Annotated in this window: 17 protein-coding genes; 9 read left to right on the forward strand and 8 right to left on the reverse strand. The window is 47.8% G+C overall.

Annotation, left to right across the window (positions count from 1 at the left end; all coding sequences use genetic code 11):
- Window positions 1–258 precede the first annotated feature (258 nt).
- Window positions 259–1,275, forward strand: a complete 1,017-nt coding sequence (locus IX31_RS09555) for a LacI family DNA-binding transcriptional regulator (RefSeq protein ID WP_034457565.1) — start codon at window positions 259–261, stop codon at window positions 1,273–1,275.
- Between the two features lie 55 nt (window positions 1,276–1,330).
- Here the strand turns inward: IX31_RS09555 and lysA are convergent, their stop codons facing one another.
- Window positions 1,331–2,593, reverse strand: coding sequence for a diaminopimelate decarboxylase (gene lysA / locus IX31_RS09560; protein ID WP_034457567.1), 1,263 nt, complete (start codon window positions 2,591–2,593; stop codon window positions 1,331–1,333).
- 112 nt (window positions 2,594–2,705) lie between these two features.
- On the opposite strand from lysA, the gene IX31_RS09565 reads away from it, so the two are divergent.
- Window positions 2,706–3,629 (forward strand): LysR family transcriptional regulator, encoded by a 924-nt coding sequence (locus IX31_RS09565; protein ID WP_034457569.1) that lies wholly within the window; start codon window positions 2,706–2,708, stop codon window positions 3,627–3,629.
- Between the two features lies 1 nt (window position 3,630).
- Here the strand turns inward: IX31_RS09565 and IX31_RS09570 are convergent, their stop codons facing one another.
- Window positions 3,631–4,797 (reverse strand): MFS transporter, encoded by a 1,167-nt coding sequence (locus tag IX31_RS09570; RefSeq protein ID WP_034457570.1) that lies wholly within the window; start codon window positions 4,795–4,797, stop codon window positions 3,631–3,633.
- 208 nt (window positions 4,798–5,005) lie between these two features.
- Entirely contained in the window at window positions 5,006–5,701 is a 696-nt protein-coding gene (locus tag IX31_RS09575) for an aspartate/glutamate racemase (protein WP_034457572.1), read from the reverse strand.
- Window positions 5,702–5,865: 164 nt separating this feature from the next.
- Between IX31_RS09575 and IX31_RS09580 the strand changes: the two genes are divergently transcribed.
- Window positions 5,866–6,189 (forward strand): cupin domain-containing protein, encoded by a 324-nt coding sequence (locus IX31_RS09580; protein ID WP_034457575.1) that lies wholly within the window; start codon window positions 5,866–5,868, stop codon window positions 6,187–6,189.
- Window positions 6,190–6,249: 60 nt separating this feature from the next.
- Here IX31_RS09580 and wzz(fepE) read toward each other — a convergent pair whose 3' ends face one another.
- Complete coding sequence (gene wzz(fepE), locus IX31_RS09585; RefSeq protein ID WP_034457577.1) at window positions 6,250–7,359, reverse strand: LPS O-antigen length regulator Wzz(fepE); 1,110 nt, start codon at window positions 7,357–7,359, stop codon at window positions 6,250–6,252.
- Window positions 7,360–8,046: 687 nt separating this feature from the next.
- Between wzz(fepE) and IX31_RS09595 the strand changes: the two genes are divergently transcribed.
- The 5 genes from IX31_RS09595 to IX31_RS09615 all read left to right on the forward strand — a co-directional run bounded on the left by IX31_RS09595 (window position 8,047) and on the right by IX31_RS09615 (window position 13,502).
- The gene (locus IX31_RS09595) at window positions 8,047–8,937 is read left to right on the forward strand and encodes a carbohydrate ABC transporter permease (protein ID WP_034457582.1); all 891 of its coding nucleotides are present in this window, start codon (window positions 8,047–8,049) and stop codon (window positions 8,935–8,937) included.
- The gene (locus IX31_RS09600; RefSeq protein WP_034457584.1) at window positions 8,930–9,844 is read left to right on the forward strand and encodes a carbohydrate ABC transporter permease; all 915 of its coding nucleotides are present in this window, start codon (window positions 8,930–8,932) and stop codon (window positions 9,842–9,844) included. Before IX31_RS09595 ends, IX31_RS09600 begins: the two co-directional genes overlap by 8 nt.
- Before the next feature lie 13 nt (window positions 9,845–9,857).
- Entirely contained in the window at window positions 9,858–10,985 is a 1,128-nt protein-coding gene (locus IX31_RS09605) for an ABC transporter ATP-binding protein (RefSeq protein ID WP_034457586.1), read from the forward strand.
- A gap of 15 nt (window positions 10,986–11,000) precedes the next feature.
- The gene (locus IX31_RS09610; RefSeq protein WP_034457589.1) at window positions 11,001–12,290 is read left to right on the forward strand and encodes an ABC transporter substrate-binding protein; all 1,290 of its coding nucleotides are present in this window, start codon (window positions 11,001–11,003) and stop codon (window positions 12,288–12,290) included.
- An 81-nt stretch (window positions 12,291–12,371) separates the two neighbouring features.
- Window positions 12,372–13,502, forward strand: coding sequence for an oligogalacturonate lyase family protein (locus tag IX31_RS09615; protein WP_034457592.1), 1,131 nt, complete (start codon window positions 12,372–12,374; stop codon window positions 13,500–13,502).
- A 58-nt stretch (window positions 13,503–13,560) separates the two neighbouring features.
- On the opposite strand, the gene kduD is transcribed toward IX31_RS09615, so the two are convergent.
- The gene (gene kduD, locus IX31_RS09620; RefSeq protein WP_034457594.1) at window positions 13,561–14,322 is read right to left on the reverse strand and encodes a 2-dehydro-3-deoxy-D-gluconate 5-dehydrogenase KduD; all 762 of its coding nucleotides are present in this window, start codon (window positions 14,320–14,322) and stop codon (window positions 13,561–13,563) included.
- A gap of 390 nt (window positions 14,323–14,712) precedes the next feature.
- Here kduD and IX31_RS09625 point away from each other — a divergent pair, with 390 nt between their 5' ends.
- Window positions 14,713–15,888 carry an oligogalacturonate lyase family protein gene (locus IX31_RS09625; RefSeq protein ID WP_034457597.1) on the forward strand — a complete coding sequence of 392 codons (1,176 nt, stop codon included), beginning with the start codon at window positions 14,713–14,715 and terminating at the stop codon, window positions 15,886–15,888.
- Window positions 15,889–16,067: 179 nt separating this feature from the next.
- Here IX31_RS09625 and IX31_RS09630 read toward each other — a convergent pair whose 3' ends face one another.
- The 3 genes from IX31_RS09630 to IX31_RS09640 form a co-directional block, all read right to left on the reverse strand.
- Complete coding sequence (locus IX31_RS09630) at window positions 16,068–16,763, reverse strand: porin (RefSeq protein ID WP_034457600.1); 696 nt, start codon at window positions 16,761–16,763, stop codon at window positions 16,068–16,070.
- A gap of 502 nt (window positions 16,764–17,265) precedes the next feature.
- Complete coding sequence (locus IX31_RS09635) at window positions 17,266–18,447, reverse strand: acetyl-CoA C-acetyltransferase (RefSeq protein ID WP_034457602.1); 1,182 nt, start codon at window positions 18,445–18,447, stop codon at window positions 17,266–17,268.
- 39 nt (window positions 18,448–18,486) lie between these two features.
- Complete coding sequence (locus tag IX31_RS09640; protein WP_034457604.1) at window positions 18,487–19,497, reverse strand: sensor domain-containing diguanylate cyclase; 1,011 nt, start codon at window positions 19,495–19,497, stop codon at window positions 18,487–18,489.
- Window positions 19,498–19,665: the final 168 nt, after the last annotated feature.

The raw sequence follows: 19,665 nt of genomic DNA on the forward strand, positions 1-19,665 counted from the left end.
TGGTATACCAAAAATAGAACCAACTTCTTAACATTTCCGTGATAAATGTCCCACATTGTTATATTGGAATTCCAATGCCAACCAATTCAATTAATTTGGTATGCCAAATTAATATAAATATTCTGAATCATTCAAAAGCGTGATCTGGCACGACAAATGATATAGCGAAGCCGCAAGCCCGATGTTTCATAAACACAGCATGTTAAACTAGCGAAATCATGCGACCACGCAGCAAGCGTCTTAATCAGGAATGAATTGATGGTAACAATGCTGGATGTCGCGCTACGCGCTGGCGTTTCTAAAGCAACGGTATCACGCGTGCTCAACGGGATTGGGCAAGTCAAAGAGAGCACCCGTGAACAGGTATTTAACGCCATGGAAGAGCTGGGCTACCGGCCTAACTTTTTGGCGCGATCCCTTGCCAATCGCAGCAGTAATAGCGTGGGTCTGGTGGTGTCTACTTTTGATGGCTTCTACTTTGGACGCCTGTTACAGCAAGCCTCACGTCAGACTGAAGCCTGGGGTAAGCAGTTGATTGTCACTGATGGGCATGACACGCCGCAAAAGGAGCTGGAAGCCGTGCAAATGCTGGTGGACAGACATTGTGACGCCATTGTTCTTTACACCCGGTTTATGAATGAACGCACATTACTTTCGCTCATGAATAGCATCAAAGTGCCACTGGTCGTAATTAACCGTGATGTAAGTCAGGCTCGCGATCGCTGCGTGTTCTTCGAGCAACAGGATGCTGCATTTAAGGCGACTGAATACCTCGTAGAGCAAGGCCATCGCGACATTGCATGTATTACAGTGCCAATTTCCACGCCAACGGGCCAGGCGCGCCTGATGGGTTATCGAAAAGCGCTACAAAAGCATGGTATCGCCTTTAGTGAAGAGCGGGTCAAATATGGTGATTCAAGCATGGAGCTCGGCCATAAACTGTGCCAGGAATTGCTGGAAAGCCGCGTACCATTTACCGCGCTATTTGCCTGCAACGATGATATGGCATTGGGTGCATCGAAAGCTCTGCATCAGTCAGGTGTGCGAATACCACAGGATATTTCGTTGTTTGGCTTCGATGATGCCCCGAGCGCTCAGTGGCTGGAACCTGCGCTATCGAGTGTCTATTTGCCTATCGATAGCATGATAACCACGGCTATCGATCAAGTCATAAAACTGGCAAACGGCGAGTCGCTTGAAGCAATCCCACCGTTTGTTGGCAAGCTGGTTTTACGCGAGTCAGTCGGTCCGGGTCCGTATTACGAGCCACGTTAGCTCTGACGAAAAGGGTGGATGAAGCAGTGCTTATCCACCCGACAAAACAATGAAATTAGAACAACTCTAACGCCAGCAACTCCTGAATAGTCTGGCGGCGGCGGATCAGTCGTGCCTGACCATTATCAAACAGCACTTCCGGTAATAATGGGCGGCTGTTGTAGTTAGACGACATCGATGCGCCATACGCCCCGGTATCATGCAGCACTAGATAATCCCCCACCTGTACCTGCGGCAGCGCACGAGTTTCTACTTTTCCGCCTTCTTGTTGAGTAAATACATCCCCAGATTCACATAATGGCCCGGCAACAACAGTTTCAACCAACGGGAACTGAGTCAGCTCTCGCCCATCACCCGCCAAAGCGGAAATATGGTGGTAGCTGCCGTACATCGACGGCCGCATGAGATCGTTAAACCCGGCATCAATCAGCACAAAGTGTCGAGAGCCCATGTTTTTAACCGAACGCACCTGAGCCACCAGCACACCAGACTCCGCCACCAGGAAACGGCCTGGTTCAATTTCGAGCTTCACCGCGTGCCCCAGACGCTGAGCAATTTTTTCACGTGCAGCATTCCACAATCCGTAATAGTGGTTGGTGTCGATTGTTTCTTCACCTTCATGATACGGAATAGACAAGCCACCACCTGCGGAAATCGCCTCCAGATCCTGACCAAAATCAATCACCTGCTGTACCATCGCACCACAAACACGCTCCAGGTGGCCGTAATCAACACCAGAACCAATATGCATATGGATGCCGACCAAATGCAGTTTGTAACGCTGAATAACTTCCAGTGCCTGTGGTAAATCTGCGTGCCAGATACCGTGCTTGCTGTTTTCGCCACCGGTATTGGTTTTCTGGCTGTGGCCATGGCCGAAGCCCGGGTTGACACGTAACCATACGCGATGACCAGGAGAGACTTCACCAAGCTGTTGGAGCATATCTACGGAACCGGCATTAACCGGAATCTGTTGCTCGGCGACCAGTTGCAGCGTCGGCTGGTCAATCATATCGGCGGTGAATACGATATCGTCGTGATTTTCCAGCGGCTTGTAACCTGCCGCCAGCGCACGCTCAATTTCACCCTGTGAAACAGAATCGACCTTCACGCCCTGCTCGCGCATCAGACGCAAAATATGAATATTGGAGCACGCTTTTTGCGCGAAGCGGATCACATCAAACTGACGCAATTGAGCAATCTGCTGGCGAATAATTTGCGCATCGTAAACCCAGACCGGGCAGCCAAATTCAGCTGGCAATGCCAGCAGGTTTTGCGCATTTAAAGCAGTGTCAGTGTTATTGAGTGGGCGTGGCATGGTTGGCTCCGGCAACAATTTGTTTTTTGTATTACGCCACAGAGTGAAGTGAAGAAAAAATATCGCTTTAGCCAGAGTCTATGCAAAACTGATATAGATAAAGGAGACCATCATGCCCTCAATAACCCTGCGCCATATCGAAATTTTCCACGCGGTAATGACTGCCGGTAACCTCACCGAAGCCGCAGGGTTACTGCATACTTCACAGCCTACAGTGAGCCGCGAACTGGCAAGACTTGAGAAGTTGATTGGCCTGCAATTGTTCGAACGTAGCCGCGGGCGCTTACATCCTACAGTGCAGGGTTTACGGTTATTTGAAGAGGTGCAGCGCTCCTGGTACGGACTGGACAGAATACTGAGTGCTGCTGAAAGCCTGCGCGAATTCCGCCAGGGTGAGCTCTCTATAGCCTGCCTACCCGTGTTTTCACAATCATTCTTACCGATGCTGATTCAACCATTTCTGGCTCGCTACCCGGAATTGAGTCTGAATATTGTGCCGCAGGAATCACCGCTGTTGGAGGAATGGCTATCAGCTCAGCGTCATGATTTAGGGTTAACCGAAAACACCACAACACCTGCCGGAACGGAACGCCAGACTTTACTCACGCTCAATGAAGTGTGCGTGTTACCCGCCGGGCATCGCCTCGCCGGTAAAAAAGTGCTCACGCCGCAAGATTTCGCCGGGGAAAACTACATTAGCCTTTCACGCACCGACAGCTATCGTCAGCTTCTGGATTCGCTTTTTCAGGAGCACGACGTAAAGCGCCGTATGGTGATGGAAACACACAGTGCAGCCTCGGTTTGCGCGATGGTACGGGCTGGGGTGGGTGTATCAGTGGTCAATCCGTTGACCGCTCTGGATTATGCTTCAAGTGGCGTGGTTGCTCGTCGCTTTAGCGTGGCGGTGCCATTTACAGTGAGCCTGATTCGCCCACTGCACCGCCCTGCATCTGCGCTAGTGAGCGCTTTCAGCGAGCATCTGCAAAACAGCATGCAGATTTACATCGAGCCGCTAAATCAACTGCTCGATGCCTGAGTTACGACTCGGTTACCGGCTGATGGTGACCCGTTCCACCACTAAAGTTAATCAGGCAAATGATAAGCCCTATAGCCGCAAGCCCTGCTGCCGCAACCGGAACGGCTGTCAGGCCAAAGCCGTGGGCAATGACTGTACCGCCAACCCATGCACCGAGCGCATTGCCAACATTAAAGGCCGCAATATTCAGCGTCGAAACCAGGTTCGGCGCATCTCTACCATGCAGCACAACGTTGATTTGCAGCGCGGGAACTGTCGCAAAAGCTGCCATCGCCCAAAGGAATAAGGTGATTTCCGCAAGCCACATACCGTGGCTAGTCCAGCGAAACAGCAAAGAGAAGATAGCAATCAAGCTAAAACTCAGTATCAGGCTAAAGGAAACTTTCCAGTCTGCCAGGCGCCCACCAAGAATATTACCGACTGTTAAACCCGCACCAATCAAGAACAGTGTCCAGCTTACGCCTTGATGAGTCACACCGGTAACCTGTAACAACATCGGTGCGATATAGCTAAATAGAGCAAACATGGCGGCCGCGAAAAAGACAGTCATCGCCAAAGAAAGCCAAAGTTTGCCATTAGCCAAAGCGCTGACTTCACGTTTAAGGTCAGTCGGCGCTTCCTCTTTCTGCGACGGCAGGCTGACAATCAGCGCAATAAATGCGACCACACCGATGATCGCCACTCCCCAGAACGTCGAACGCCAACCGTACAATTGCCCAAACCAGGTGCCAATCGGCACGCCCAACACATTGGCCAGCGTCAGACCGGTGAACATCAGTGCCACCGCTGATGCTTTACGATTCGGAGCAACCAGACTTGCGGCCACCACGGCGCCAATACCGAAGAATGCACCATGGCAAAGTGCTGTAATCACGCGAGCTAACATCAGGAAATGGTAATTGAGCGCTAAGGCACACAGGATGTTACCGACGATAAAAATCACCATCAGTAACACCAGGGAGAGTTTGCGCGGCAATCTTGCCGTGAGTAACGCCATGATGGGTGCACCAATCGCCACACCCAGCGCATAGCCGCTAATCAACCAACCGGCTGTGGGAATAGAGATCGCCAGATCCCCTGCCACATCGGGCAACAGGCCCATAATAACGAACTCTGTCGTGCCGATGGCAAATGCACTCATCGCCAGCGCGAGTAAGGAAATAGGCATGGAATAACTCCAGGTTACAGAAATAACAAAAGGCGGCAGAACTGTGTTCGACCGCCAGATTACGAGGATGTCAGAGGTGCAGCTTGTTTGGAAAAGCGTGCGCTGCTTAACAAATTAATAACACAAAAAACGCCGGTGGTGACCCGGCGTACGCTAAGGATACTCTTTTTTACCGTTTAACTATTTGAAATATTGAATAAAAAAATTATTACTCGGCCAGCATGAATTTCACCGCGTCGGCGGCGTGAATCGCGGCGGTATCAAAGACCGGGAGTGGACAATCCTGCTGGTTTAACAGCAACCCGATTTCAGTACAGCCAAAAATCACCCCTTGTGCCCCCTGCCCCTGCAACTCTTCAATGACTTGCTGATAGTAGCGTTTCGATTCTTCGGTGATTTTCCCAAGGCAAAGCTCTTCAAAGATAATCTGGTTGATACGCAACCGTTGAGGCTCGTCCGGGATTAGAGATTCGATACCAAATTCAGCACTCAGGCGGCCACGGTAGAAATCTTGTTCCATAGTGTAACGCGTGCCAAGCAGCGCCACTTTATTCACACCTTGCGCGGTAATCACGCGCCCGGTTGCGTCAGCAATATGCAAAAACGGCAGCTCACAGCGAGATTCAATATGGTGAGCGACTTTGTGCATCGTGTTGGTGCACAACACAATACCTTCCGCTCCGGCTTTCTGTAGCCCTAACGCTGCCTGTGCCAGCCTATCACCTGCCAAATCCCACTCACCTTTAGACTGGCAAGCTTCAATCTCATGAAAATCAACGCTGTGCAGAAGGATCTTAGCGGAATGCAACCCACCTAAACGATCCTTAATACCTTCATTAATTAACCGATAATAAGGAATGGTCGACTCCCAACTCATCCCGCCCAGTAAACCAATTGTTTTCATGACCTTTCACCTATTAATTTTTATTACTTTGGTTATATCAGAGAGATTGCCCATCGGGAAAGCGTGATCCGCCTTACAAAATGCTGGCGTGAACTATCGCAAAAGGACTTTTCAGGATACGATTAATTAAATGAAACAACGTTTCACATAGAAAAGGATCGCGAATGTTCACTTTTATTAAAGATACTAAACTGGAAGACTTAGGTGCTGGCGTGAGCCGCCGAATTCTGGCTCACAACGGTAAAATGATGGGTGTGCAGGTTAACTTTGAAGCTGGCGCAATCGGCCCGATGCATAACCATCCACATGAGCAGTTAACCTATGTACTGTCCGGCGAGTTTGAATTCACTATCGGTGATGAAACTCACCGCGTTACAGCGGGTGATACGTTATATAAAGAACCGCATGTGATGCACGGCTGCGTGTGCCTGAAAGCGGGTACTTTGCTGGACACTTTCACCCCAGTGCGTGAAGATTTCCTGAAGTAAACTGCAAAAAAGCGGCACCTGATAAGGCGCCGCTTTTGAGAAATACTGATTTAGGTATTTTCAATCAATATCCATACGAGATGCGAATGCACCACGTACTAACACCATACCTGATGCGACAATTAAACCCACCAGTGCTGCCAATACGATAATCAACGATTTACCTGGACCATCTTTTTTCAGTGGTAACGAAGGCTGCATCTGGAATTGATAAGGTTTGAAATCGATCTCACCCAGCTTTACGGCTTCTAAGGAACGTAGAATGTGATCGCGGTTTTGTACCGAAGCATTCAACTGAGCCACATCTTTAATTGACTGCTCAATCTTTAATTTTTCTGAAATCCCTCTCGAGCCCAGAGCAATAGAGTAATCAGGGTCATCTTTTACCGCCTGTCCGTTGCTATACACCGGGTCTTTCAGGCCCGCTGCATTTGCTACCTGCAATGAATATCCCAGACGTTCCAGGTTAACATTGTGATCGTTCTCAAGCGCAGTACGGTCCAGTGCCAGTTTGTTTTTTTCAAATGCCACTTTGAGTTCAAGAGCAGTTTTTACATTAGAGATAACGTCTTTATTCACTTCAGCAGCAATAAACTCAACATAGCTTTTCAGCACCTGCTGGGCCGCCTCCGCATCTGGTGCGGTAAAACTGAGTGTCCAGGAACTATAAGGTGCATTGTCGGTTTTTTTAGGATCGATATTGTTGACTGCCTTAAATTTTTCCGAAACATTGGATATTGCGCGATAAAGCGCACTTTTATCCACATCAGCATTTTTCACCAATGCCTGTACATAAGGAGATTTTGCCAGAAATTGCTCGCGAAGCTCTTGCGAGTCAAATTTCTTCAAAAACATATTATAGAGGCTACCCGCATCAATATTCGCATCCACCCCAAGCACCGTCATATCAACCATCGCGCGACGCAAACCAATAATATTGGCTGTTTCAGGTGGTGTGATAATCGCTTCGCTAGTCCATTTTTGCGGCAATAAAAAACTGACTGCCAATCCACATAATGCAAATAGTAACGTAATTGTAATTATCTGTTTTTTTGCCGCGTATAGAGTAGACATCAGGCTTAGTAAATCGATCTCTTCATGGCGTGGAGCCATAAGCGGGTATGGAGATGTGTTCTCTAATTGATTGGTTTTCATTTCTATAGAAGACATAACTGGCCGGTTTTTAAGTTATTGAGAAAATACCCGTCTAATTTCCAGGAACAGAAAATTAAGCAGCGCTTACGTCAAAGATTGAGAAATAGGTTGGGTTTTAAACCATAAGAAAGGCTGCTTATCTTTTCCTTGTGCATGTCACTGTCGATATCAAAACTGACTTTAAACAACATACCTACAATCTGGTAATGCACTGATAACAAAGCCTTAACTCTGTAACGAAACGTAACTCTCTTTAATGAATGGGCATTATTCCTAAGAATCACCTGAAAAACAACCACCAACTATTGCAGTTTAAAAACTAAGAATTTCCTCCTTCCTTTTTTTATCCCGCACAAAACCTCGTCCATTTCACATTATCGAAACAGTGTTTCGATGTTGATCACATTTCCATGATGAATCGAATGACTCGGTTACAAATCGTAATAAGATTAATTAAAACGCTGTTTTACAAATCAGGAACCATGGTTCGTATGTTTCTGAAATCCAGAAAACAATAGAGATGTCAGAAATGCAACGGTGTTGTAAGCCTTTAATTATCAACCAATTATCAGGGAATGAATATGACCGATACACCCACCGTTTTCCGACCCAACCGTTTTACTTCACGGGTGAGGCAATGAGTTTCGAGAAAGATTTTTGCAGAAAACAATTTTTAAACCATTGAGCGCCAGGTAGGTATGTATGAATGAAAACAAAATGCTGGGAATGGCATGGATTTCGCCCTACATAATAGGGTTGTTAGTCTTTACTGCCTTCCCATTTGTTTCATCTTTCTTCCTCAGTTTTACTGAGTACGATTTGATGAACCCGCCGGTATTCACCGGTATTGAGAACTATCGCTACATGTTGACCGAAGATTCACTCTTCTGGAAATCCATGGGGGTAACTTTTGCTTATGTATTTTTAACCATCCCGTTAAAACTTGCATTCGCACTCGGTATCGCATTTGTTCTGAACTTTAAACTGCGCGGCATCGGCTTCTTCCGTACTGCGTATTACATCCCATCTATTCTGGGTAGCTCCGTTGCTATCGCCGTTTTATGGCGTGCGCTGTTTGCCATCGACGGCCTGCTCAATAGCTTTATTGGTGTGTTCGGTCTGGACCCGGTGAACTGGCTGGGTGAGCCATCACTGGCACTGATGTCCGTTACGCTCTTACGTGTATGGCAGTTCGGCTCGGCGATGGTTATCTTCCTGGCGGCATTGCAAAACGTTCCGCAATCACAATATGAAGCGGCGATGATCGACGGCGCGTCCAAGTGGCAGATGTTCATGAAAGTGACCGTGCCTTTGATTACGCCAGTCATCTTCTTCAACTTCATCATGCAGACCACGCAGGCGTTCCAGGAGTTTACCGCACCGTACATCATTACCGGCGGCGGCCCGACTCACTACACCTACTTGTTCTCACTGTATATCTACGACACCGCATTCAAATACTTCGACATGGGTTATGGCGCGGCGCTGGCGTGGGTATTGTTCCTGGTCGTGGCGGTCTTTGCCTCCATCGCCTTTAAGTCATCGAAATACTGGGTGTTCTACTCCGCAGATAAGGGAGGCAAAAATGGCTGATATTCAACCAAGCCAGTTAGCGGCTAAAAATGCGACGGATATTGCAGAAGAAGAAATTGCACGTACTTTGCGCCGTGAAAAAATCAGCCGCACCGTTCGTTATATCGTGCTGATTATTGTCGGTCTGTTGATGCTCTACCCATTGGTGTGGATGTTCTCGGCGGCATTTAAACCGAACCATGAGATCTTCACCACACTCGGGCTGTGGCCGGCAAACCCAACCAGTGACGGCTTCGTCAACGGCTGGAAAACCGGTACTGAGTACACCTTTGGCCATTACATGTGGAACACAATGCAGTATGTGATTCCAAAAGTACTGCTGACCATTATCTCTTCAACGATTGTCGCTTACGGCTTTGCCCGTTTCGAAATCCCGTTCAAGAAGTTTTGGTTCGCGACGTTGATTACCACCATGTTGCTGCCAAGCACTGTGCTGTTAATCCCGCAATACCTGATGTTCCGTGAAATGGGCATGTTGAATAGTTATCTGCCGCTGTGGCTACCGATGGCGTTCGCAACCCAGGGGTTCTTTGTCTTCATGTTGATCCAGTTCCTGCGTGGTGTTCCACGCGATATGGAAGAAGCGGCACAGATTGATGGCTGTAACTCCTTCCAGGTGCTGTGGTATGTGGTGGTGCCGATTCTGAAACCGGCCATTATCTCTGTCGCCCTGTTCCAGTTCATGTGGTCAATGAACGACTTTATCGGGCCGCTGATTTATGTGTACAGCGTAGACAAATACCCAATTGCACTGGCGCTCAAAATGTCTATCGACGTGACTGAAGGCGCTCCATGGAACGAAATTCTGGCAATGGCGAGCATCTCCATTCTGCCATCGATCATCATCTTCTTCCTGGCTCAACGCTACTTCGTACAAGGCGTGACCAGCAGCGGAATTAAAGGTTAAGTGAGGGAATATCATGGCTGAAGTTATTTTCAACAAATTGCAAAAAGTTTACTCCAACGGCTTCCAGGCGGTTCATGGTATCGACCTGAAAATTGAAGACGGTGAATTCATGGTTATCGTCGGCCCATCTGGCTGCGCGAAATCAACCACCTTGCGTATGCTGGCAGGTCTGGAAACCATCAGCGGCGGTGAAGTCAGAATTGGCGACCGCGTCGTTAACAACCTGGCACCGAAATCTCGCGGTATCGCGATGGTGTTCCAGAACTATGCACTGTATCCACACATGACCGTGCGTGAAAATCTGGCCTTTGGCCTGAAGCTCAGCAAGCTGCCAAAACAGCAGATCGACGCTCAAGTTAATGAAGCGGCCAAAATCCTTGAGCTGGATGAGCTGATGGACCGCCTGCCGCGCCAGTTATCCGGTGGCCAGGCACAGCGTGTGGCCGTAGGCCGTGCGATTGTGAAAAAACCTGACGTGTTCTTGTTTGATGAACCGTTATCTAACCTTGATGCCAAACTGCGTGCGTCGATGCGTATTCGTATCTCCGACTTGCATAAGCAACTCAAGAAAAGCGGCAAACCTGCGACCACCGTATATGTGACTCACGACCAAACTGAAGCGATGACCATGGGTGACCGTATCTGCGTGATGAAATTGGGTCACATCATGCAGGTGGACACACCAGATAATCTCTATCACTTCCCGAAAAACATGTTCGTGGCAGGCTTTATCGGTGCGCCAGAAATGAACATTCGCCCGAGCAAGCTGATTGAAAAAGACGGCAGCCTACAGATCAGCGTCGGTAATGACACTCTCGCGCTGAACGAGCGCCAGCAGAAGCGTTGTGCTGAATACAAAAATCAGGACATTTTCTTTGGTATCCGTCCTGAGTTTATTTCAATCTCTGATGAACCGTTTGCCGAAAGCCATTCCAGCGGCGAGATGGTGCGTGTAGAGAATATGGGCCATGAATTCTTCATCTACCTGAAAGTAGCTGATTTCGAAATGACCTGCCGCATCCCTTCCGATGAAGCTAAGCCAATGATTGAAAAAGGCCTTCACCGTAAGGTGTATTTCAAGTTTGACATGGAAAAATGTCATATTTTCGACGCAAAAACAGAACAAAACATCTCTCTCTGACAGGAGTCTATGATAATGAAAAAAGTACTGTTAAGTACCCTGATTGCCTCTACCTTAGGAATGGCTGCCGGCTCGGCGTTTGCGGCAGATGAAGTTGATTTACGTATGTCCTGGTGGGGCGGCAACGGACGCCACCAGGTTACGCTCAAAGCAGTTGAAGAGTTCCAGAAGCAACACCCGAACATCAAGGTGAAGTCTGAATATACCGGTTGGGACGGCCACCTTTCGCGTCTGACTACGCAGATCGCGGGCGGTACCGAGCCTGATGTGATGCAGACTAACTGGAACTGGCTGCCAATTTTCTCCAAAACCGGCACGGGCTTCTACGATCTGAACACCGTGAAAGGTGAGTTGGATCTGGCGCAGTTTGACCCGAAAGAACTGCAATCAACCACCGTTGACGGCAAGCTGAACGGCATTCCAATTTCCGTGACTGCACGCGTGTTCTATTTCAACGATGAAACCTGGAAAAAAGCGGGTGTTGAATACCCGAAAACTTGGGATGAGTTGATGGCAGCGGGTAAAACTTTTGAAACTAAACTGGGCAAGCAATATTTCCCAGTCGTGCTTGAGCACCAGGATACGCTGTCTCTGCTGCGCTCTTACATGGTGCAGAAATACAATATCCCTGAAATCGATACTGCGAAGAAGCAATTCGGCTACTCCAAAGAGCAGTGGGTTGAGTTCTTTGGCATGTACAAAAAGCTTATCGACAGCCACGTAATGCCTGACACCAAATATTATGCGTCATTTGGTAAGAGCAATATGTACGAGATGAAGCCGTGGATTGAGGGCGAGTGGGCCGGTACTTATATGTGGAACTCGACCATTAAAAAGTATTCCGACAACCTGAAGCCACCAGCGAAACTCGAGCTGGGTGCTTACCCAATGCTGCCAGGTGCAACCGATGCGGGTATGTTCTTTAAACCAGCACAGATGTTCTCTATCAGCAAAACGACCAAGCATCCGAAAGAAGCAGCCATGCTGATTAACTTCTTATTGAACGAAAAAGCAGGTGTGGAAGCACTGGGGCTTGAGCGTGGCGTTCCATTGAGCAAAGCGGCTGTGACCCAACTGACGGCTGATGGCGTGATCAAAGATAACGATCCGTCAGTTGCGGGCCTGAAACTGGCGCAATCTTTGCCAAACAAACTGCCAACGTCTCCTTACTTTGATGACCCGCAGATTGTTTCCCTGTTCGGCACTTCTTTGCAGTACATCGACTATGGCCAGAAAACCGTAGAAGAAACTGCTGCTGAGTTTGAACGTCAGGGTAACCGTATTCTGAAACGCGCAATGCGTTAATCAACCAGCCTAAGTTTTCAGTTCTATACCCTGCCCCGCTTGCGGTGCAGGGTATTTTTTTAACTTAACAGGAATATCGTTATGGCTAAAGGTAAGAAAATCCAACTTTCCTTCCGCGCCCGACGCGACATGGAAACCGGAACTGAAGTATTACGTCTGACCCCTCCGCATATTATTTGCCACCGCAATTATTTCTATCAAAAATGTTTTAGCCGCGACGGGCAGCGGCTTATTTTCGGCGGTGCGTTCGAAGGGCACTGGAATTACTATTCGCTGGATTTAGAAAAACAAATTGCCACTCAGCTAACGGAAGGTGAAGGCGACAATACCTTTGGCGGCTTTTTATCGGCTGACGATCGGTCATTGTGGTATGTGAAAAATACCCGCGAATTACGCCGCGTCGATCTGGAGTCGCTCGAAGAATACATCGTTTATGAAGTGGATGATGAATGGGTGGCTTACGGCACCTGGGTTGCGAACTCCGATTGCAGCCAACTGGTGGGTATTGAAATCAAAAAGAGTGACTGGTCGCCGCTTACCGACTGGCAAAAATTCCGCGATTTTTACTTCACCAACCCTGAGTGCCGCCTGATTCGCATCGATTTACACACCGGCGAGCAGCAGGTCATTCTGAAAGAAAAACGCTGGCTGGGTCACCCGATTTACCGTCCATTCGACGATGAAACCGTCGCTTTTTGCCACGAAGGGCCGCGAGATGCGATCGATGCACGCATGTGGCTAATTAACCAGGATGGGAGCAATCTGCGTAAAGTTCGCCAGCATGAAGTAGGTGAAAGTTTTACACATGAATTCTGGGTGCCGGACGGTTCCGCACTTTATTACGTGGCGCATAAAGAAGGTGATGCGCACCGTTATTTATGGAGCGCCGACCCGCAAACACTTGAGAACCGTCAGCTCCGCACCATTCCGCCTTGCTCACATTTAATGAGTAACCACGACGGTTCGTTAGTCGTCGGAGATGGCGCACCGCATAAGACCGGAAATATCGATCTCAACGATCCTTTCATTTGGGTATTTGATCTAAAGAAAGGTACACAAAAAGCAGTATGTCGCCACAATACATCGTGGAAAGTTCTGGATGGCGACCGCCAGGTGACGCATCCGCATCCTTCATTTAGCCCTGATAATCAATGGGTGCTTTACACGTCAGATGAAGAAGGAATGCCTGCGCTTTATCTGGCTAAAATCTAAAAAAAACCCTCAGTCCACACGGACTGAGGGTTTTTAAAACGGTGATGTTGAGCGTTAATTAACGCGCTAACCAGCCACCATCAACTGCCACGGTATAACCGTTGATGTAGTCAGAAGCAGTGGACGCCAGGAATACGATTGGACCTTTCAGATCTTCTGGCAGGCCCCAGCGGCCAGCAGGGATACGCTCAAGAATTGCAGCGCTACGCTCTTCATCGGCACGCAGTTGTTGAGTGTTGTTGGTCGCCATGTAGCCCGGCGCGATAGCATTCACGTTGATACCGTGTTGTGCCCACTCGTTCGCCAGCAGACGAGTCACGCCCATAACTGCACTTTTAGAAGCAGTGTAAGACGGTACGCGGATGCCACCCTGGTAAGAAAGCATTGAAGCGATGTTAATGATTTTGCCGCCTTTGCCTTGAGCAATGAACTGGCGAGCAACAGCCTGAGACATAAAGAACACGCTCTTAATGTTCAGGTTCATAACGTCGTCCCAGTCTTTTTCGCTAAAGTTGATTGCATCTTCACGACGAATCAGACCTGCGTTGTTAACCAGAATGTCGATTTTGCCGAACTCAGCAACCGCACGCTCCAGCAAAGATGGAATACCATCAATCTGGCGCAGATCGGCGGTCAGGCTCAGGAAGCGGCGACCCAGAGCATTTACACGCTCGATGGTTTCAGCAGGTTCAACGATATTGATACCAACGATGTCACAACCAGCTTCTGCAAGACCGATAGCCATACCCTGGCCCAGACCTGTATCACAACCAGTAACAACTGCAACTTTACCTTGTAGGGAGAACGAATCCAGAATCATGTAGATTTCCTTTTTTTATACGGGCCTGCTGTTAGCGCAAGCATCCTGGGAAAATTTTGTTCACGCAAACTGCGCAACTCATAAATCACTTACGGCAAAAACACTGTTCCGTAATCTTTGATGGATTCATAGTAATCTGGTTGAAACCGCTTTTCAATTATAAATGAAACGTTGTTTCAAATTATAGGCAATACTTTTCAAATTTGATATTTCGATCACGTTCCCCCTTCCCTTATCCCTTTCAATGCATCTGTTTACTGAAAGTATTGCCAGTGGTGTTGCCGTTTAGTGAATGCAATCACACATATTGAAACAATGTTTTGATAAATTAACACCAGAATTTTGAACATACATTTCGACAATTGAGATTGTCATTTTAAGGAGAGCATCATGGCTAAAGGTATGCGGGTTAAGCTGGTTTATGAAGTGAGTCAGGACCCAGACACAGGCGTCGAAATCACCCGCTTAACGCCACCAGAAGTAACCTGTCATCGGAATTACTTCTACCAAAAATGCTTTACCAATGATGGCAATAAGTTGCTGTTTGCTGGCGAGTTTGACGGCAACTGGAATTACTATCTATTGGATATCGCCGCTGCCGAAGCCGTGCAATTAACTGAAGGGACTGGCGATAACACCTTTGGTGGTTTCCTCTCCCCGGATGACAAATCTCTTTATTATGTGAAGAACGAACGCACGTTGCTGGAAGTTAACCTTGAAACGCTGGTTGAACGTGAGGTTTATAACGTGCCTGCTGACTGGGTTGGTTACGGCACATGGGTTGCTAACAGCGATTGCACAAAACTTGTCGGTATCGAAATTTCCAAAGACGACTGGGTTCCATTGAACGACTGGAAAATCTTCCACGATTTCTTCCATAAAGGACCAAACTGCCGTTTGCTGCGTGTTGATCTGCAAAACGGTGAAAGCGCTGTTATTCACCAGGAAAAAAATTGGCTCGGCCACCCGATTTATCGTCCATTCGATGACAACACCGTGGCGTTCTGCCACGAAGGCCCGCACGACCTGGTTGATGCACGTATGTGGATGGTCAACGAAGATGGCAGCAACGTGCGTAAAGTTAAAGAGCACGCGGAAGGCGAAAGTTGCACGCATGAATTCTGGGTGCCAAACGGTTCATCCTTAATGTACGTTTCCTACCTGAAAGGCCAGCAAGGCCGTACTATTTATAGCTACAATCCGGATAACGGCGAAAATACAGAAGTCATGCAAATGCCAGCATGTTCACACCTGATGAGTAACTTCGATGGCACACTGCTGGTGGGTGATGGTTCAGGTACCCCGGTCGATGTTAAAGATACCAGTGGTTACACCATCGACAACGACCCATATTTGTATGCTTTCGATATAGCGAAAAAAGCTTATTTCCGAGTAGCTCGCCACGATACTTCCTGGGCAACTTTTGCCAATAGCCGCCAGGTTACGCATCCGCATCCTTCATTTACGCCGGATGACAGTGCCATTTTATTCAGCTCTGATAAAGATGGTAAGCCTGCACTATATATTGCAAAAATGCCTGGTAACCCAGAATTAATTTCTGCCTGATAAATAATAGAGTATGCCCTGTGTAGGCCCTTGCCCTCTCTTTATGAGAGGGCTTTTTTATATCTATTTATTGAAGGTGTTGGCTGCTTACTTAAAACCAACCGTTTTATATCCCACTCAAATATAAAAAAGCCTCTGCTAATAGCAGAGGCTTGAAGAGAGTATTAAAGGATTAACTATCAGAAGGAGTATGCAACACCGACACGTAAACGGGTCTGACGGTCATCGCGGTCATTTACCCCAACGTTACCGACTTCACCATATGGAGCCCAGTTTTTATCCAATTTATAAGCTAACTTCACGTTATATTCCTGAGAATAAGGCTTGTTGTTATTACGAGGATTACCCTCTTCACTACGTGCGTAAACATAGTTTAGCTCGGTACGCCAGTCACCCATCACGAAGCCAGCCCATGCATCACCACGGTTGACTTTATCATCATCTTTCTTAGCGTTAGCCGGGTAACGGGTGTAATCATAACGGTAACGAGCAGCAACATAGAAACCATTATCAAAGCTATATTGCACACGTAAGTTTGGTTTATAGATAGAACGGCTATCGTTACTTTCAATATTAAAACCAGGAGTTACTGAGAAGTTTTTATTCGCTTTCCATTGCCAACTAATGGCTTCTTCATGACCATTACCTACAAAATCACTAAATGGCTGATCGGTATTATCGCCACCTGATTTCCATTTCGCTTCTACAGAGAAACCAAAGCCATTTGCAAAACGATGTGAAACTGAGACGCGATCGGCGTTGGTTGAGTCCGTTTTACCACCGTCAATGAATTCATGGCGTAAGTCGACAGTTACAGCCTGGGCTGCAAAAGAAGCACCAATCAACATTGCCAGACCCAGAGTTTTCTTCAACATAAATAAATCCCTCATTGAAATATCGTTTCATTATTATGAAACTGAATTTTATTTTTAAATGAACATCATTTTAGTGATCGAGATCGTAAATATTTATGTCGAAATTCACACGTAGCAATCTTCGTGATGGGTATCAACAAAAGAAACAATGAGTATCAAAATTAAGCGACTCCCATCACGCAAAAAACGCAAAAACCATCAATAAAACATTATTTCAATAATGTTTTAATTTATTTACATATAACATTGTCGTGACTTAAATAAAATTAAAGAAATACCGCCTAATTTATTTGAATTCAAATAGTAACGGAGGAAAATACAATGGAGCTATTTACAAAAAATGATGGTCATTGCCAATGAGCTGGGGCTTTTAACAATGATTGAAGGATCATCTGAGGATAACGATGCTAAATAAAACCCGATAAAAATATTATACCGCTTAAAGAAAAGGCACCTTCATAGCGAAGGTGCCTTTACATTGATAAGCAGGACTGTATGGCAGTTAATCTCTCTCGATAGCTAATGCAACTCCCTGCCCGCCGCCAATACACAACGTCGCCAGCCCTTTTTTGGCATCGCGCTTGATCATTTCATGCACCAGCGACACCAGAATCCGGCAGCCGGATGCGCCAATCGGGTGCCCTAAGGCCAGCGCGCCACCATTAACATTCACTTTGCGCTCATCCCACTCCAGCATTTTGCCGACCGAAAGTGCCTGCGCGGCAAAGGCTTCATTGGCTTCAATGAGATCAAGTTGATCAAGCGTCCAACCCGCGCGTTCAAGGCATCGCTGGGTAGCGGTGACCGGCGCAATCCCCATGTAAGCAGGATCGACGCCGACGCTGGCGAATGCCCGAATACGTGCCAGAACCGGCAAATTCAACTCTTCGGCTTTGCTGGCGCTCATCATTAACACCGCCGCTGCACCGTCGTTTATAGAAGAAGCATTACCGGCAGTTACACTTCCCTGAATATCAAAGGTTGGGTGTAATTGCGCAAGGGCCTCGGCGCTGGCATCAGTACGTGGCTGCTCGTCAGTATCGACAACAACTGATTTCCCAGAATTGAGTTCAACAGTCACCGGTACAATTTCATCTTTAAAACGCCCGGCATCAATCGCTGCCCGCGCTTTATGTTGTGATGCCAGCGCGTAGGCATCCTGGCTTTCACGGCTGATACCATATTCACGCGCAAGATTTTCTGCCGTCACGCCCATATGGTAGTCGTTGAAGGCATCCCACAATCCATCGTGAACCAGGCTGTCGATAAGTTGGCTATTCCCAAGGCCAGCACCGTTACGGCTATCGGCCAAAACGTGTGGAGCACGACTCATATTCTCCTGGCCACCAGCAATCACCACGTCAGCCTCACCACACTGAATCGCCTGCGTGGCAAGATGAAGCGCTTTTAAGCCGGAGCCACACACATCATTAATGGTGATAGCGGAAACAGACCACGGCAAACCACTGTTCAGTGCGGTTTGTCGTGCGGGGTTTTGCCCTGCCCCCGCAGTGAGTACCTGACCCAGGATCACTTCATCAACTTCTTGCTCACTTACGCCGCTGCGTTCTAGTAGCGCTTTAACCACCGCACTCCCCAGCTCCGAAGCGCTACGTGGTGAAAGAGCCCCTTGAAAGCAGCCAATGGGCGTTCGTGCAGCCCCCACGATCACGACATCTTTCATCATTATCTCCGCAACGTTGTGACTGCTTTTCTGGAAAGTTTATAAGCCCCGGCGACGATCTTTTTCGATATACATCGCCGCATCAGCTTCACGCAAAGCTAAATCGTGATCGGTATCTGCCGGGTTGACTGCGACAACACCAATGCTGGGGCCCGCATAATTAATCACACTGGAATGTAGCTGATACTCGCCAGTCAGCAAGTTTGCCAGCCTAATTTTGAATGACTGCGCCGCTTGCAAAGCCTCATCAGAGGCCGAAGGCCCAACGCTTGCCACAACAAACTCATCGCCACCAACACGCCCAATGATTTCACCAGGACGCGTTCCTTCTTGTAAACGCCGCCCGATTGCGCACAGAAAACTGTCGCCAACGCCATGCCCATAGGCGTCATTAATCTCTTTGAAATCATCCAGATCGGTAAAAGCCAGCAACACAAAGCGCGCATCATTGCGAGCCTGTGAAAAGAGTTTCGGTAACTGTTCAAATACAGCTCGACGGTTAGGCAGTCCGGTCAGCTCATCAGTATAGCTGGCGGTCGTGAGCGCGGCATTTGCCTGCTGAAGTTGCTGCATAAGTTGTTCATTTTGAATTTGTTGAGCAATCAACTGCGCAAACAGTTGCAGGACTTGCTCGCTACGCTCGGTCAAAATGCGATGCTCAGAACTGGCCGCGCAAAGTGTTCCATATAAAGAACCATCCGCAAGCGTGACTGGCGTGCTGACGTAAGTGGTAATACCTAGTGCCTTCGCAGCCTGCGAATCACCCCATACATTCGCCACATCGCAGGTATAGCGTTTTCCTTCGTCCAGCGCGCGCTTGCAAAGCGTATCGCCCCACGGCACGCAAAGCCCCTCTGGGATCTGCATATGTCTGGAATTACGAGCAAAAAGAATATGTTGGAAGCTGCCATCAGGTTCGATTCGAGTCAGATAGGTTGACTCCATATTGGTTACCAGTTCGAGCATTTCCAGCAGCTGTCGGACAAGTCCCTCAAGTGTGTATTCAGATTCTAACGCGGTAGAAATGCGCTCGATAAGATTGTCAGACATAAAATCGGGTATACCTTTTTAATTAATCGCACAGATGTAAGCCTCAGATGTGCACGTTTTTAACATATTTTTAATACGACTTCCCCTGCCAAATATGACAATTGGGAGTCTGATACCCGTTGGCTGGATTCATTTTTCAGAAGACTGGAGAAGCGTATAGCTCAGGGA

The sequence above is a fragment of the Buttiauxella noackiae genome, assembly GCF_000737905.1.
GTDB lineage: Bacteria > Pseudomonadota > Gammaproteobacteria > Enterobacterales > Enterobacteriaceae > Buttiauxella > Buttiauxella noackiae.